Here is a 14,319-nt window from a genome sequence, read left to right as displayed (position 1 = left end):
AAATAACCACATTTTCCGGTCTCAGCATAAAAAAACGGGCATTTTCTCTTAAAATGCCCGTCTGATCATAGCTTCTCACTCTTTAGAGTTACATTATTCCACAAACACCCGAGCGTTGCGGAATAAACGCATCCATGGGCTGTCTTCCTGCCAGTCATCCGGGTGCCAGGAGTTAGCCACGGTGCGGAACACCCTTTCTGGATGCGGCATCATAATGGTGGAGCGACCGTCTTTACTGGTCAATCCGGTAATGCCTTGAGGCGAGCCATTGGGGTTGGCCGGATATTGCTCCGTGACTTGTCCGTAATTGTCCACGTAACGCAGGGACACAAGTTGTTCCTCCAGGACTTGCTGTGGAGTGGCCGCTTTAAATTCGGCGCGACCCTCTCCGTGAGACACTGCTACCGGCATCTGTGAGCCCGCCATTCCTTTAAGCAGCACCGAGGGTGATTCGGGTACTTCCACCAGTGAGAAGCGTGCCTCGAAGCGCTCAGAGCGGTTGGTGACAAAGTGTGGCCAGTGTTCGGCGCCGGGGATCAGGGATTTTAAGTTCGACATCATCTGACAGCCGTTACACACCCCCAAAGAGAAGGTATTGTCGCGGTGGAAGAAGCGTTGGAACTGATCTCTGGCCTGACCGTTAAACAGGATGGACTTGGCCCAACCCTCACCAGCGCCCAATACGTCACCGTAGGAGAAGCCGCCACAGGCCACGAGGCCCTGGAACTGGTCAAAGTCGATTTGACCGCTCAGGACGTCACTCATGTGCACGTCGATAGCCGCAAAACCGGCGCGGCTGAAGGCGGCGGCCATTTCCACATGGGAGTTAACACCCTGCTCACGCAGAATAGCCACCTTAGGCTTCTCACCCTTGACGATATAGGGCGCGGCCACATCGTCGTTCAGATCGAAGGTGAGCTTGGCGCTTAAGCCCGGATCCTGGTTGTCGGCCTTGGCATCCAGTTCCTGCTGAGCGCACCCCGGGTTATCCCTTAGCGACTGCATCTGATAGGTGGTTTGCGCCCACAGAGTGCGGAAATGGGTACGGCTGTTGTCTACCAGTACCTGCTCGCCGTGGCGAACGATAAGCTTGTCATCGGTGACTGGTTGACCTATATCGAAGTAACAGCCCCCTAAGCCCTGTTGCTCCAGTACCTGCGTCACGGCTTTGAGTTTATCGGCTGGCACCTGAAGCAGCGCGCCTAATTCTTCGTTAAACAGGGCCGCGATGGCGTCCTCGCCCAGTGTCTGAATGTCGATGTCAGCACCGCAGTGACCGGCGAAGGCCATTTCCGCCACTGTGGTGAATAAGCCACCATCGGAGCGGTCATGGTAGGCCCACAGCAGGCCCTCCTGATTCAATTTCTGAACGGCGTTAAAGAAGCCTTTGAGTAATTCGGGGCTGTCCAGATCCGGTGTCTCCTGGCCCAACTGCTGATAAACCTGTGTCAGACAGGAGGCACCCATGCGGTTTTGACCCCGGCCCAGATCAAGCAACAACAGACGACTGTCACCTTTATCGGTTCTCAGCTGAGGCGTAAGGGTGCGACGAATATCCTGCACCCGGCCAAAGGCGGAAATAACCAGCGATAATGGTGAGGTGACCGACTTGTCTTTGCCATTATCCTCCCAGCGGGTTTTCATGGACATGGAGTCTTTACCCACCGGGATAGTCAGGCCCAGTGCCGGGCACAGCTCTTCGCCTACAGCCTTCACTGCCTCGTACAAGCCAGCATCTTCGCCAGGGTGACCGGCGGCGGCCATCCAGTTGGCAGACAGCTTAATGCGTTTAAGGTCGCCGATATCGGCGGCGGCAATATTGGTGATCGCCTCGCCCACCGCCATGCGGGCAGACGCGCCATAGTTCAGCAAGGCCACTGGCGTGCGTTCACCCATGGCCATCGCTTCGCCATGGTAGGTGTCGTAACCGGCGGCGGTCACCGCTACATCGGCTACCGGCACCTGCCAGGGGCCAACCATCTGATCGCGGTTAACCAAGCCGGTTACCGAGCGGTCACCGATGGTGATCAGGAAGGTTTTCTCCGCTACGGTGGGCAATTGCATGATACGTTCGGCAGCTTCGGCTGCATCCATATCCAGCGACAGTGGCTGGCCTTTCGCCTTACGGGATTTGACATTGCGCTGCATCTTGGGAGCCTTACCGAGCAGCACCTCCAGCGGAATATCAACAGGGTCATTGCCAAAGTGTCGGTCGCTGACTCTCAGGTGTGCCTCTTCGGTAGCTTCCCCGACGACTGCATAGGGTGCGCGCTCACGGCGACAAATCTGATCAAACAGCGCCAGATTTTCAGGACTTACGGCCATGACATAACGTTCCTGAGATTCGTTACACCAAATCTCCAGCGGCGACATACCGGGTTCATCGTTAGGTACTTCGCGCAACTCGAAGTTACCGCCACGACCGCCGTCGTCAACCAGCTCCGGGAAGGCGTTGGACAAACCACCGGCACCCACATCATGGATAAACTGAATCGGGTTTTTGTCGCCCAGCTGCCAGCATTTGTCGATCACTTCCTGACAGCGGCGCTCAATCTCCGGGTTGTCACGTTGCACCGAGGCAAAATCCAGGTCTTCGTTGGACTGACCGGAGGCCATGGACGAAGCAGCGCCGCCGCCCAGGCCGATATTCATGGCCGGGCCGCCTAGCACGATCAGCTTGGCGCCCACAGGAATCTCGCCTTTCTGAGTGTGCTCGGAACGAATGTTACCCATGCCCCCCGCCAGCATAATGGGCTTGTGATAGCCGCGCACCTCGTTACCAGCGCCGGTTTTTACTTCCTGCTCAAAGGTACGGAAATAACCCAGGATATTGGGGCGGCCAAATTCGTTGTTAAAGGCTGCGCCACCCAGAGGGCCGTCGATCATGATATCCAGTGCGGTGACGATATGGTCCGGCTTGCCATAGTCAATTTCCCAGGGTTGCTCGTAGCCCGGAATGCGCAGGTTGGATACGGAGAAGCCAACTAAACCAGCCTTGGGTTTGGCCCCACGACCGGTGGCCCCTTCGTCGCGGATCTCACCGCCAGAACCGGTGGCTGCGCCAGGGAAAGGAGAAATGGCAGTTGGGTGGTTATGGGTTTCCACCTTCATCAGAATGTCGATCTGCTCATGTTTGTAATCGTATTCCCGCGATTCACCTTGAGGGAAGAAACGACCGGCAAAAGAGCCGTCCATTACGGCCGCGTTATCTTTATAGGCCGAGGTTACATAATCCGGGGTGACTTCGTAGGTATTTTTGATCATCTTGAACAGCGACTTTGGCTGTGCCTCGCCGTCGATGATCCAGTCGGCATTAAAAATCTTGTGGCGGCAATGTTCGGAGTTGGCCTGCGCGAACATATACAACTCAATATCGTGGGGATTGCGGCCTAACTTAGTGAAGTTCTCTACCAAGTAGTCAATCTCATCGGCGGCCAGAGCGAGCCCCATGCTGATGTTAGCTTCCTGCAGGGCTTTTTTCCCTTTACCTAATACGTCGATGCTGTTGAGGGGTTTCGGAGTATCGGTCTGAAACAGCACATCGGCACTGTCGAGGCTGCCGAGCACCGATTCTGTCATGCGGTCATGCAGCAACGAAGCGATCTCGTCCAGATCGTCGTTATCGGCACCTTCAATATAGTAGGCGATGCCTCGCTCTAAACGGGTGACCTTATCCAGACTGCAGTTGTGGGCGATATCGGTGGCCTTAGAACTCCACGGCGAGATGGTTCCGGCGCGTGGGACCACCAAAATTAACTGGCCTTCAGGTTCATGGGCGGTCATCTCAGGTCCGTAGACTAGCAGTTGTTTTAGCACCTGATGTTCATCATTGCTCAGATCGTCATTCAAGTGGGCAAAATGCACGTATTCGGCATAGAGGGTGTCCACCGAAATATCATGGCTGGCAAATTGTTTCAGCAACTTAGAGGTTCGAAAATCGGACAGAGCAGGTGCACCGCGTAGGACTAACATAGAGATTGTCACCAAAGATTTGAGGGAGCGAATGACGCCCCGTTGGAACGGATACTTGGGCGCGGATTATAGTCGAATTTTACTCGCTTGATAAGCGCCAGAGACAACCTATGCTCAGGTTTTCAAAGCTGAGAAAGCGGTCTGTCAGGAAACCGCTCAGAGACGGTTTTCAAATAAATATGCATTAGTTATGCATAAATTGCCTCTGTTCGTCGCAGGTTATGCACCAACGGTCTGTTGTGTTTTACGATCTCACATGGTACTTATCAAAGCATCATTCATCACAGCCAAATAACAATGAATTCAGAGGTTTCTGCGCTACTGGCCGATGCGGGCATGTTGATGCTAACCGGAATGTCGGTGGTGTTTATTTTTCTGGTGCTGGTGATCGGCGCCATCCATCTTATTGGTGTTGTCCATCGGTTATTACCTGCCACCGAAAGCGATGAGGCACCGGCAATGCGCAGTCCGGCGCAATCGGCCACCACCGGCAAACCCTCCCAGGCTGTGATTGCGGCGATCAGCGCCGCGATCCACCAACATCGAAATAAATCATAATCAGGAGTCTCCATGTCTAACCCACTCAAGTTAACTGACGTTGTTCTCAGGGATGGTCATCAGTCTTTGCTGGCGACCCGTATGCGCCTCGACGATATGCTGCCCATTGCTGAAAAGCTGGATCAGATCGGCTATTGGTCTTTGGAGTCCTGGGGCGGGGCGACCTTTGACTCCTGTATTCGTTACCTGGGAGAAGATCCCTGGGATCGGATTCGCGAATTGAAAAAAGCCATGCCCAATACCCGCCAGCAGATGTTACTCAGAGGTCAGAACTTGCTGGGCTACCGCCATTATGCCGATGATGTTGTACGTAAGTTTGTCGAGCGGGCGCATACCAATGGAGTGGATGTCTTTCGTATTTTCGATGCAATGAACGATATGCGCAATCTACAGACCGCCATCAAGGCGGCGGTGGATAGCGGTGCCCATGCCCAGGGCACTATTTCTTACACCGTCAGTCCGGTTCATTCGACAGAACTGTGGGTCAATATGGCCCGTGAACTCGAAGACATGGGCGTTCACTCTATCTGCATCAAGGATATGGCGGGCCTGCTTAAACCCTATGATTGCGAGGAGCTGGTCACTCAGCTTAAAGACGCAGTTGCAGTGCCCATTACCATGCAGTGTCATGCGACTACCGGACTGAGCACGGCGACCTATCAGAAGGCCATCGATGCGGGTATTGATATGCTGGATACCTCCATTTCTTCCATGAGTATGACTTATGGTCACTCCGCTACCGAAACTTTGGTGGCTATGGTGGAAGGCACCGAGCGTGATACCGGTTTGGATCTGGTCAAACTGGAAGAGATCGCGGCTTACTTCCGCGAAGTGCGTAAGAAATACGCCCGCTTCGAGGGCAGCCTCAAAGGGGTAGATTCTCGTATTCTGGTAGCCCAGGTGCCCGGCGGTATGCTGACCAATATGGAAAACCAGCTACGTGAGCAAGGCGCAGAAGACAAGTTGGATGATGTGTTGCAAGAGATCCCCGCGGTGCGCAAGGATCTGGGCTACATTCCACTGGTGACGCCCACCTCACAGATCGTCGGTAGCCAGGCGGTGTTGAACGTATTGACTGGCGAACGTTATAAGAGCATCACTAAGGAAACGGCAGCCGTACTCAAAGGTGAGTATGGTGCGACTGCCGGTGAAGTGAATAAAGAGTTACAACAGCGAGTATTGGAAGGCGCTGAGCCAGTAACCTGTCGTCCGGCCGATCTGATTGACGATGAGCTGGACAGTCTGCAACAAGAGCTAGATGGAGTGGCCGAAGAGAAGGGCATTCAACTGGCCAAGGACAAGATTGATGATGTGCTGACCTACGCACTCTTCCCTCAAGTCGGCCTTAAATTCCTGCAAAACCGGGGCAATGCCGATGCCTTTGAGCCCGTACCTACGGCCGAAGGCACTTCTGCCAGTCCGGCGCCGTCGGCTAAAGAAGCGAAAACCAGCGGTACTCAGGGCGCAGCCAGTTACTCGGTCCGTGTGGACGGTAAGGTTTATCAGGTTGAAGTGGCCGAAGGTGGCGAACTGGAAAGCATCACTCCCAGTGGTGGAGACGATGCGGAACCCGTGCCTCAGAGCACGTCAGTGCAGGGTGCTGAAACCCTGAATGCGCCTCTGGCGGGCAATGTGATCAAACTTAAGGTCTCTACTGGCCAGCAAGTGCAAAAAGGCGATGTGGTCATGATCATGGAAGCTATGAAAATGGAAACAGAAGTACGCGCTGCTCACAATGGCACCGTGGCTGAGATTCTGGTGAAAGAAGGTGATGCCGTTCAATCTGGCCAGCCTTTGTTGACCGTAGGGTAATCGGCCATGGAGAAGTTGCAAATACTGTGGGAATCCACCGCCTTAGCTAATTTTGAGGGTGGTCAGTTAGTGATGATGGCGGTGGGGCTTTTGTTGCTCTACCTCGCCATTGTGAAGAAGTTCGAGCCATTATTGTTGGTGCCCATCGGTTTTGGCGCCTTGTTGACCAACATTCCATTGGCGGGATTTACTGACCCGGGCGGTTTATTGTATTACGTTTATGAGGTGGGGATCGATACGGGCGTGTTTCCCTTGCTGATCTTCATGGGCGTAGGCGCGATGACCGATTTTGGCGCGCTGATTGCCAACCCCAGAATGCTACTTTTGGGGGCGGCGGCGCAGTTTGGTATCTTTGCCACTCTGTTTGGTGCTATTGCGCTGAATTTTATCCCCGGCTTCGAGTTTACGCTTAAGGATGCCTCGGCTATCGCTATTATTGGTGGGGCAGACGGACCCACGGCCATTTTCCTGGCGTCCCGGCTCGCACCGGATTTGCTGGGGGCCATTGCGGTAGCAGCTTATTCCTATATGGCACTGGTGCCTATTATTCAGCCACCGATTATGAAAGCACTGACCTCACCCGAAGAGCGTGAGATCCAGATGCAGCAACTGCGCACCGTATCCAAGCGGGAAAAGATTCTTTTTCCGCTGGGCGTGGTAGTTCTGACCATTTTGTTCCTGCCCTCGGCAACGCCACTGGTGGGCATGTTCTGTCTGGGCAACCTGATGCGTGAAAGCGGCGTAGTGGACCGGTTGAGCAAGTCGGCTCAAAACGAGTTGATTAATGTAGTGACCATCTTTCTGGGTCTGGCGGTGGGCTCTAAGTTGTCGGCAGATAAATTTCTGACGCTGGAAACCTTAGGCATTCTGGCACTTGGGGCGCTGGCCTTTGCCATTGGCACAGCAGCAGGCATTCTGATGGCTAAGCTGATGAATCGCTTAAGTAAGGATGCTATCAACCCGCTTATCGGTGCGGCAGGCGTCTCTGCAGTGCCGATGGCCGCGCGGGTGGTAAATAAGGTCGGTCTTCAGTCGAATCCTCATAACTTCCTGTTGATGCATGCCATGGGCCCGAATGTGGCCGGAGTACTCGGCTCGGCCGTAGCTGCCGGCATATTGTTGGCGCTGGTGGGCTAACGACTCGGCTTTGGGCGCTCTTAGAAAGGGCGCCACTCAATCAAAGACTCGCCGCTTCCCCTTATGGGCTGCCCCGTTGCGGCTCTTGGCTGTGAACGGCGAGTCCCTTTGCTGTTTCGAGACGCTCCGATTCACTCCAGGTGAGTCACCCAGAGCATAAAGCTGTAGAAGGCAGCGATCACCGCCGACACAATCAGAATATACAGATAGCCTTTCTTGCCCTGCTCAAAGCTGTAGCCGTTGTGGCGCAGGTAAAGAAACCAGATAAAACAGAGCACCACAGGGATAAGAAATAAAAGCCTAATCAAGGAGCCTTTCCTTTTGGTTTTGAATCAGTCTCACCGACTGATTTAAGTTTATGACATTGATTCTATGCGAACTCTTACGCATGACAAGGGGCGATGGATTGTCATGGGATAGACATGATTCTGCAATATGATTGTCATTGTCGGCCTGTTCAATAGGCCTATTGTGAAACTTTCCTGTTAACAGAGATCATGACCGCCGCTCAGCAGACCCACCCTGCACTCAATGCTCGCTCCATCGACTATGCCCGTCAACTAATCCGTCGCCGCTCTATTACGCCAGAGGATGCCGGTTGCCAGAAATGGCTGGCGGATAAGCTGTCGAAGATTGGCTTCGAGTGTTTTCACCTGTCCATTGAAGGGGTCAGCAACCTGATTGCCAGTATTGGTCACGGGCCCAATGCAGTGGCTTTTGCCGGGCATACCGATGTAGTGCCACCCGGACCGCTGGATAAATGGTCGTCGCCGCCCTTTGAGGCCAGGATTCAGGGGAACGAACTCATCGGTCGGGGGGCTGCCGATATGAAAACCGGTGTCGCGGCTATGTTAGCCGCTATTGAGCGTCATCTGGAACAAGGCCTGCCGGTGAATCGGCGATTTCTGTTTCTAATCACCAGTGACGAAGAAGGCGAGGCCGAATTCGGGTCTAAGGAAATCAAAGCCTGGCTGGATGACCATCAGGTGAACCTGGATTACTGTATTGTCGGCGAGCCCACGGCCAGTGAGCAGACCGGCGACACCGTGAAAGTGGGCCGTCGTGGTGCCATTTCCGGCCGTATTTGGGTTAAGGGGAAACAAGGCCATGTGGCCTATCCTCAGTACTCCGAGAATGCCATTCATGGCATGGGCGACGTGCTTAACACTTTAAACAGCATATCCTGGGATAAAGGCAGTCAGGACTTCCCCGGCACCAGCTTGCAGGTCACTCACATTGACTCGGGGGCGTTTACCGACAATATCGTACCCGGGCAGTGTTCATTGTGCTTTAACGTGCGCTACAGCGATCGTTACGATGAGATCGCCATCATTGGACTGATCGAAAAACGTCTAGCGGAGCTAGCCGTAGAGCACACGCTCACATGGGAGCGACCCTGCATGCCGTATTTGACCCCTACCCATTATGAGGATGGGTTGATTACGGTAGTGGAACAGGCCATCCATAAAAATACGGGCCGCTTCCCGGCGTTATCCACCTCAGGCGGCACTTCCGATGGGCGTTTCTTTGCTAGCGGCGATACCCAGGTTGTGGAACTGGGCGTACCCAATAAAACCATTCATCAGGTGAACGAGCGCATTCATATTGGCGACTTGGCCACGCTGGAAGACATTTATACCGATCTGCTTGAATCGCTGCTGGTTTAGTTCTAGGCTGACAGCTTAAGATGACAAGGAGTAAGCATCATGAAGGTTGTCTTGGTGTCCGTCGCCATTTTCATTAGCGGCTGTTCAACCCAGTCTCCGGTGTGGAAGCAGGTAGCAGGTAATGCTTTGGGCAACGCCAGCGGCCAGACCATTAGCTATAACGGCAGCCGCTGTGTCAGTATTCGCCAGAGCTGTCCGGCGCATTTGTACAGCGAATGGCAACAAGCGCACGGAGAGTTGGCGTGTAGCTGCGACAATGACAGAGATTAAGTCAGGTTAGCGTTAAATCCTGCCTGAGGTTGTCAGGCAATATAACGCTTACGCTTTTTCTCTTTCAGCCTGGTGATGTCTACCAACACCAGGCCATCCACACAATCGTTAAAATCCGGGTCCACGCCAAAGCTTAAAAACTGCACGCCCCCGGGCTCGCAAAGCTCGGTATACTGCTTATAAAGGGTAGGGACCGAGGTGCCCATATTGGCAAGCAGGTGTTTGAGCTTTTTAAAGTCTTCCTTGTAATCTTCTCCGCTGAACGCATCTTTAAGTTCTTCCGGCAGAGAATAGGGCTGATTGGATACGGCGACATCGTTATCGCCACCGAAGTAAAGCTGGTAAAACTGCACCAGCAGATCTTTGGCTCCTGCAGGGAAGGCGCCGCTGATACTAACCGGGCCAAACAGGTAACGGTAATTGGGGTTTTGTTTTAAAAATGCGCCGATGCCATACCACAGGTAATCGAGACTGCGCTTGCCCCAGTATTTAGGTTGGACAAAGCTGCGGCCGAGCTCCAGCCCCTGGTCCAGATAGGGGGTCATACGCTCGCCAAAATGGAACAGGCTAGCCGAGTAGAGTCCGCAGGGGTGGCCCGTCTCGGCTAACCTGGCGGCATTGCCAAAGCGGTAGGCCCCAACGATCTCCAGTTCACCCTTATCCCACAGCACCAGATGGTGATAGTAACTGTCGTAATGTTCAATATCCCGGCGGCGGTTGCTGCCTTCGCCCACGGAGCGAAAGGCGACCTCCCGCAGGCGGCCAATTTCCCGCATGATCGGGGAGCTGCCGCTGTAGTTATACAGATAGATGTCTTTGCCATCGGCAGTGTGGCCCAATAGCTGACACTCTTTGTGAATGGCTTTTTGCAGGTGCTGGCGATCTTCGGGCAGCGCAATGGCTTTTTGAGTGGCGAAGATACTGGCTTTGCCATGGCCGATGCGGTACAAGTGTTTTTTCATCAGCTTGACTTTTTGGGGAACCGACAAGCCCGGCTGATTATAGGCCTCATAGGGGATCATCTCGCCAACCCGCATGGGCAGGTGTTGTTTGCGGTGCTTGAACATCTCTGTTACCAGCAGCATCGTAGCCAGTGGCTTATAGAGCATGGATGCGCCGTAAAACAGAGGCGAGTTTTTACCATCGATAAAGATAGGCACAATGGGTGCCTTGGCCGAGGCCGCGATCCGCAAAAAGCCGCTGCGCCAACGGGTGTCTCTGACCCCTTGCGGTCTGAGACGGGATACCTCGCCGGAAGGGAATATAATTACTACCCCTTCGCTTCGCAGATGGTGTTGGATCCTGGCAAGGTGGTCCTTGGCGGTGCCACCGTGCATATTGTTCACCGGCAGTAGCATCTCATGCAGCGGCTCAATAGCCATCAACATTTCATTGGCGATAATCTTAATGTCGCTGCGAACTTCGCTGATCATCTTGAGCAGCGCCAGCCCATCCAGCGAGCCGATGGGATGATTGGCGATGATCACAACCCGACCCTGAGTGGGGATGCGCTCCCGTTCACTGGCCCGACAGGAGTAGCTGAAATTAAAATACTCCAATACCTGCTCGACAAATTCCAGTCCCTGTAAATAGGGGTATTCTTTAGCGAAGTCCTGACATTCCTGCTCATGCAGCAGGTGGCGTAATACAAAGCTTAGCGACTTAAACAACCAGGGGCGGTTGTTCAGCTGAGGATAGTGTTTCTGTAATACATCGTTAACGGTAAACATGGTCGACGGTATTACCTTTAAAGTAAGCCATTTGTCGAACAGTGTAGGGGGCTCGAATGACGGTTTTGTGAGGCTTTTATGGCGGTTTTATGACGCCCTCGTCCAGTGTGGCTCAGGCCGCTTCCTGACGTTGTTTGTTTCTCTGTATGTCCACGGGGGCATGCTGTTGGCGCACCTCTGTCCAGTAAACCAGTTCCAGACTGCCCTGGTGATCTTCGGTCAGAGCCGAACAGTTTTCGATCCAGTCGCCGTCATTGCAGTACAGGATCCCATTTTGTTTAACCACTTCCGGATGGTGGATGTGTCCGCACACGATGCCATCGAGTCCCATTTCTTCGGCCCGTCGGCAACCGATGTCACGGTAGCGTGCGATGGCTTCATTGGCGCCTTTAACCCGTCCTTTTATGTAGCCAGCCAGAGACCAGTAGGGGTGATTGAACGCGCTGCGGACTTTGTTGTACCAGCGGTTGGTAAACAATAGTAGGTCGTAGAGCTTATCGCCCATCCAGGCGTGTAGTGGACCGAAACACACTTCCTGATCGAACTGATCGCCGTGCAGCAATAACAGCTTCTTTCCTTGCGCTGTGGTGTGAATGTACTGGCGGTGAACTTCAATATCGCCAAAGGCCATGCCGTCGTACTTTTGACAGGGTTCGTCGTGATTGCCGGGTAGGTAAATAACACGGGTGCCTTGCTCGGGCAGCGTCAGTAAACGGTGAAACAGGCGGTTATGAGAATCCGGCCACAGGAACTGTCGGCTCATGGACCACATATCCACAATATCTCCCACCAGATACAGGGTATCCATGGTGTGATGATCGAGGAAGTTGAGCAGGTATTCGGCCTTGCAGTCTTTATAGCCGAGATGGATATCGGATAACCAGATTGTGCGGTAGTGAGTCATGAGTTGCGCCCGTATCAGTCGTATTCGGATATCAGGCTAGGCAGTGGTTTTTACGCTTTGTTGACCGATTGTTGAACATCCGGTGACAGAATGTCACGGTTTGATGACAATGGATAAATAGCGGACACAAAAAAAGCGCCCTCGGGCGCTTTTTTCATCGAAGCTGGAATTAGGCCAGGGCTTTGATCTTAGCAGCAAGACGGCTCTTATGGCGGGCTGCCTTGTTTTTGTGGATCAAGCCTTTGGTTGCCATGCGGTCCAGCAGAGGCGCAGCATTCTGGAAAGCTTCTTGCGCAGCAGATTTGTCACCGGTTTTGATCGCGGCTACGACTTTTTTCATCGCGGTACGCGTCATTGAACGACGGCTGGCATTGTGCTTACGACGCTTTTCAGCCTGGATGGCGCGCTTCTTAGCAGACTTGATGTTAGCCAAGGTATAACTCCCAAAAAATTCTAGTCAAAATTTAAGGTGCGGGATTATTCCAGTATTGACAGCTTACGTCAACCGTTTTGCTGGATTATTGGACAGCGGTTTTCCTGCCTTAGCGTCTCTCTGGGCTTCTACATTGTACGCTTATCCCGCATAATGGATAAATCCAACCAACATTCAGAGAGTTAGCTTGTCGTCCTCACGCCTATTAAAATCCGGCCTAGTGGTCAGTGTGATGACTTTCCTGTCCCGCATCCTCGGTTTGGTGCGCGATGTGGTGATAGCCAATCTGATGGGCGCTGGTGCGGCAGCCGATGTCTTCTTCTTTGCCAATAAAATTCCTAACTTTTTACGGCGCTTGTTTGCCGAAGGGGCGTTCGCTCAAGCCTTTGTGCCTGTGCTGAGCGAAGTCAACGAGATAGAAAACCTCACTCGTCAGCGACAGTTTATTGCCAGGGTGGCAGGCACCTTGGGCAGCATCGTACTGGTGGTAACATTGCTGGGTGTTATCGGTTCGCCGGTATTGGCAGCCCTGTTTGGTACCGGCTGGTTTGTGGACTATCTCAACGACGGGCCTCAAGGCCATAAGTTTGAACTGGCCGCGTTGATGCTGAAGATCACCTTCCCGTATTTGTTTTTTATTACCTTAACCGGATTATCCGGCGCGATACTTAACACCTTAAACCGCTTTGCAGTGGCGGCTTTTACCCCGGTATTACTCAATGTGGCCATTATCAGCGCTGCACTTTGGTTGGCTCCGGGTATGGCTGAGCCGGGTATCGGTTTGGCCTGGGGCGTGTTTGTCGGCGGTGTGATTCAACTGTTGTTTCAACTGCCTTTTCTGTGGCGGGCCGGGGTATTGGTCAAACCTCGCTGGGGCTGGAAGGACCCAGGTGTGACTAAGGTGCGTAAGCTAATGATCCCAGCCTTATTTGGGGTCTCGGTCGGCCAGATCAATTTGTTGTTCGATACCTTTATCGCCAGTTTTCTGATGACCGGGTCAATCAGTTGGCTGTATTACTCTGATCGTTTGCTGGAGTTCCCCCTTGGTCTTTTCGGTATCGCTATCGCCACGGTGATTCTGCCCGCGCTTTCACGCAATCATGTTCAGGCAGACAGCCGTCGGTTTGCGATGAATATGGACTGGTCGGTGCGTATGGTCTCAGCATTGGGCATTCCCGCAGCAGCAGGGTTGATGGTTCTGGGCTACCCGATTTTAATGGTGTTGTTCGAAGGCGGTGCCTTTACCCCCGACGATGCCCGCATGGCGTCCTACAGTTTGCTGGCTTATGTCAGTGGCCTGTGGGGACTGATGTTGGTTAAGGTACTCGCGCCCGGCTTTTTCTCACGTCAGGATACCAAAACGCCGGTGCGCTACGGCATCTGGTGCATGGCGTTGAATATGGTATTTAATGCCATGCTGGCGATCCCTTTTGGGTATGTAGGCCTGGCCATGGCGACGGCTTTGTCCGGCACCTTAAATGCGGTCTTTTTGTACCAAAAGTTACATCGACTGGAGGTGTATCGTTTGAGTCGCCGCAGTATTTGGTTTTTGGTACGCATCCTGTTGGCCTCTGCTGCCATGGTGGCTGTTCTGTTATGGCAGCGCCCTCAGGAAGACGCCTGGCAGCACTGGGACCTGACTGCTCAGATATGGCAACTGACCGAAATGATCGGCCTTGGTTTTATCAGTCTGGTCATCATGGCGCTTGTCTTAGGCATTCGGTTGGCTGACTTTCGAACTCGCCCCTGAATCATCACTCAGGAAGACAGGATCACAGGTACAACTCTTTTATTCGCTCCCCAGTCAGTTATAATCGCGGGATTTTTACAATGCGG

General features: G+C 53.3%; 11 protein-coding genes. 6 read left to right on the top strand and 5 right to left on the bottom strand.

Annotated features, from left to right (window positions below):
- Nucleotides 1–93: 93 nt before the first annotated feature.
- A complete protein-coding gene (gene purL / locus HMF8227_RS11105; protein ID WP_109340236.1) occupies nt 94–3,972 on the bottom strand; it encodes a phosphoribosylformylglycinamidine synthase in 3,879 nt (1,292 codons plus the stop codon).
- Between the two features lie 297 nt (nt 3,973–4,269).
- Between purL and HMF8227_RS11100 the strand changes: the two genes are divergently transcribed.
- Genes HMF8227_RS11100 through HMF8227_RS11090 form a run of 3 tightly spaced genes read left to right on the top strand, consistent with a single transcriptional unit; the run spans nt 4,270 to nt 7,479 of the window.
- Nucleotides 4,270–4,530 carry an OadG family protein gene (locus HMF8227_RS11100; RefSeq protein ID WP_109340235.1) on the top strand — a complete coding sequence of 87 codons (261 nt, stop codon included), beginning with the start codon at nt 4,270–4,272 and terminating at the stop codon, nt 4,528–4,530.
- Nucleotides 4,531–4,542: 12 nt separating this feature from the next.
- Nucleotides 4,543–6,342 (top strand): sodium-extruding oxaloacetate decarboxylase subunit alpha, encoded by a 1,800-nt coding sequence (gene oadA, locus HMF8227_RS11095; protein ID WP_109340234.1) that lies wholly within the window; start codon nt 4,543–4,545, stop codon nt 6,340–6,342.
- Between the two features lie 6 nt (nt 6,343–6,348).
- Nucleotides 6,349–7,479 (top strand): sodium ion-translocating decarboxylase subunit beta, encoded by a 1,131-nt coding sequence (locus HMF8227_RS11090; protein WP_109340233.1) that lies wholly within the window; start codon nt 6,349–6,351, stop codon nt 7,477–7,479.
- Between the two features lie 131 nt (nt 7,480–7,610).
- On the opposite strand, the gene HMF8227_RS15120 is transcribed toward HMF8227_RS11090, so the two are convergent.
- The gene (locus tag HMF8227_RS15120) at nt 7,611–7,787 is read right to left on the bottom strand and encodes a hypothetical protein (RefSeq protein ID WP_204101051.1); all 177 of its coding nucleotides are present in this window, start codon (nt 7,785–7,787) and stop codon (nt 7,611–7,613) included.
- Between the two features lie 189 nt (nt 7,788–7,976).
- Here HMF8227_RS15120 and dapE point away from each other — a divergent pair, with 189 nt between their 5' ends.
- Both dapE and HMF8227_RS11080 read left to right on the top strand, forming a co-directional pair.
- The gene (dapE, locus tag HMF8227_RS11085; protein WP_109340232.1) at nt 7,977–9,146 is read left to right on the top strand and encodes a succinyl-diaminopimelate desuccinylase; all 1,170 of its coding nucleotides are present in this window, start codon (nt 7,977–7,979) and stop codon (nt 9,144–9,146) included.
- A gap of 39 nt (nt 9,147–9,185) precedes the next feature.
- Nucleotides 9,186–9,416, top strand: coding sequence for a hypothetical protein (locus HMF8227_RS11080; protein WP_109340231.1), 231 nt, complete (start codon nt 9,186–9,188; stop codon nt 9,414–9,416).
- 32 nt (nt 9,417–9,448) lie between these two features.
- Here HMF8227_RS11080 and olsF read toward each other — a convergent pair whose 3' ends face one another.
- The 3 genes from olsF to rpsT form a co-directional block, all read right to left on the bottom strand.
- On the bottom strand, nt 9,449–11,146 hold the full coding sequence (gene olsF, locus HMF8227_RS11075; RefSeq protein WP_109340230.1) for a bifunctional ornithine lipid synthase OlsF: 1,698 nt from the start codon (nt 11,144–11,146) through the stop codon (nt 9,449–9,451).
- Nucleotides 11,147–11,258: 112 nt separating this feature from the next.
- Nucleotides 11,259–12,050, bottom strand: coding sequence for a UDP-2,3-diacylglucosamine diphosphatase (locus tag HMF8227_RS11070; protein ID WP_109340229.1), 792 nt, complete (start codon nt 12,048–12,050; stop codon nt 11,259–11,261).
- 169 nt (nt 12,051–12,219) lie between these two features.
- On the bottom strand, nt 12,220–12,483 hold the full coding sequence (gene rpsT, locus HMF8227_RS11065; protein WP_109340228.1) for a 30S ribosomal protein S20: 264 nt from the start codon (nt 12,481–12,483) through the stop codon (nt 12,220–12,222).
- Between the two features lie 187 nt (nt 12,484–12,670).
- Between rpsT and murJ the strand changes: the two genes are divergently transcribed.
- Entirely contained in the window at nt 12,671–14,233 is a 1,563-nt protein-coding gene (gene murJ, locus HMF8227_RS11060; RefSeq protein ID WP_275425505.1) for a murein biosynthesis integral membrane protein MurJ, read from the top strand.
- Nucleotides 14,234–14,319: the final 86 nt, after the last annotated feature.

This window comes from Saliniradius amylolyticus (assembly GCF_003143555.1).
GTDB classification, from domain to species: Bacteria; Pseudomonadota; Gammaproteobacteria; order Enterobacterales; family Alteromonadaceae; genus Saliniradius; species Saliniradius amylolyticus.
This window is presented reverse-complemented; position numbering and strand designations above follow the sequence as displayed.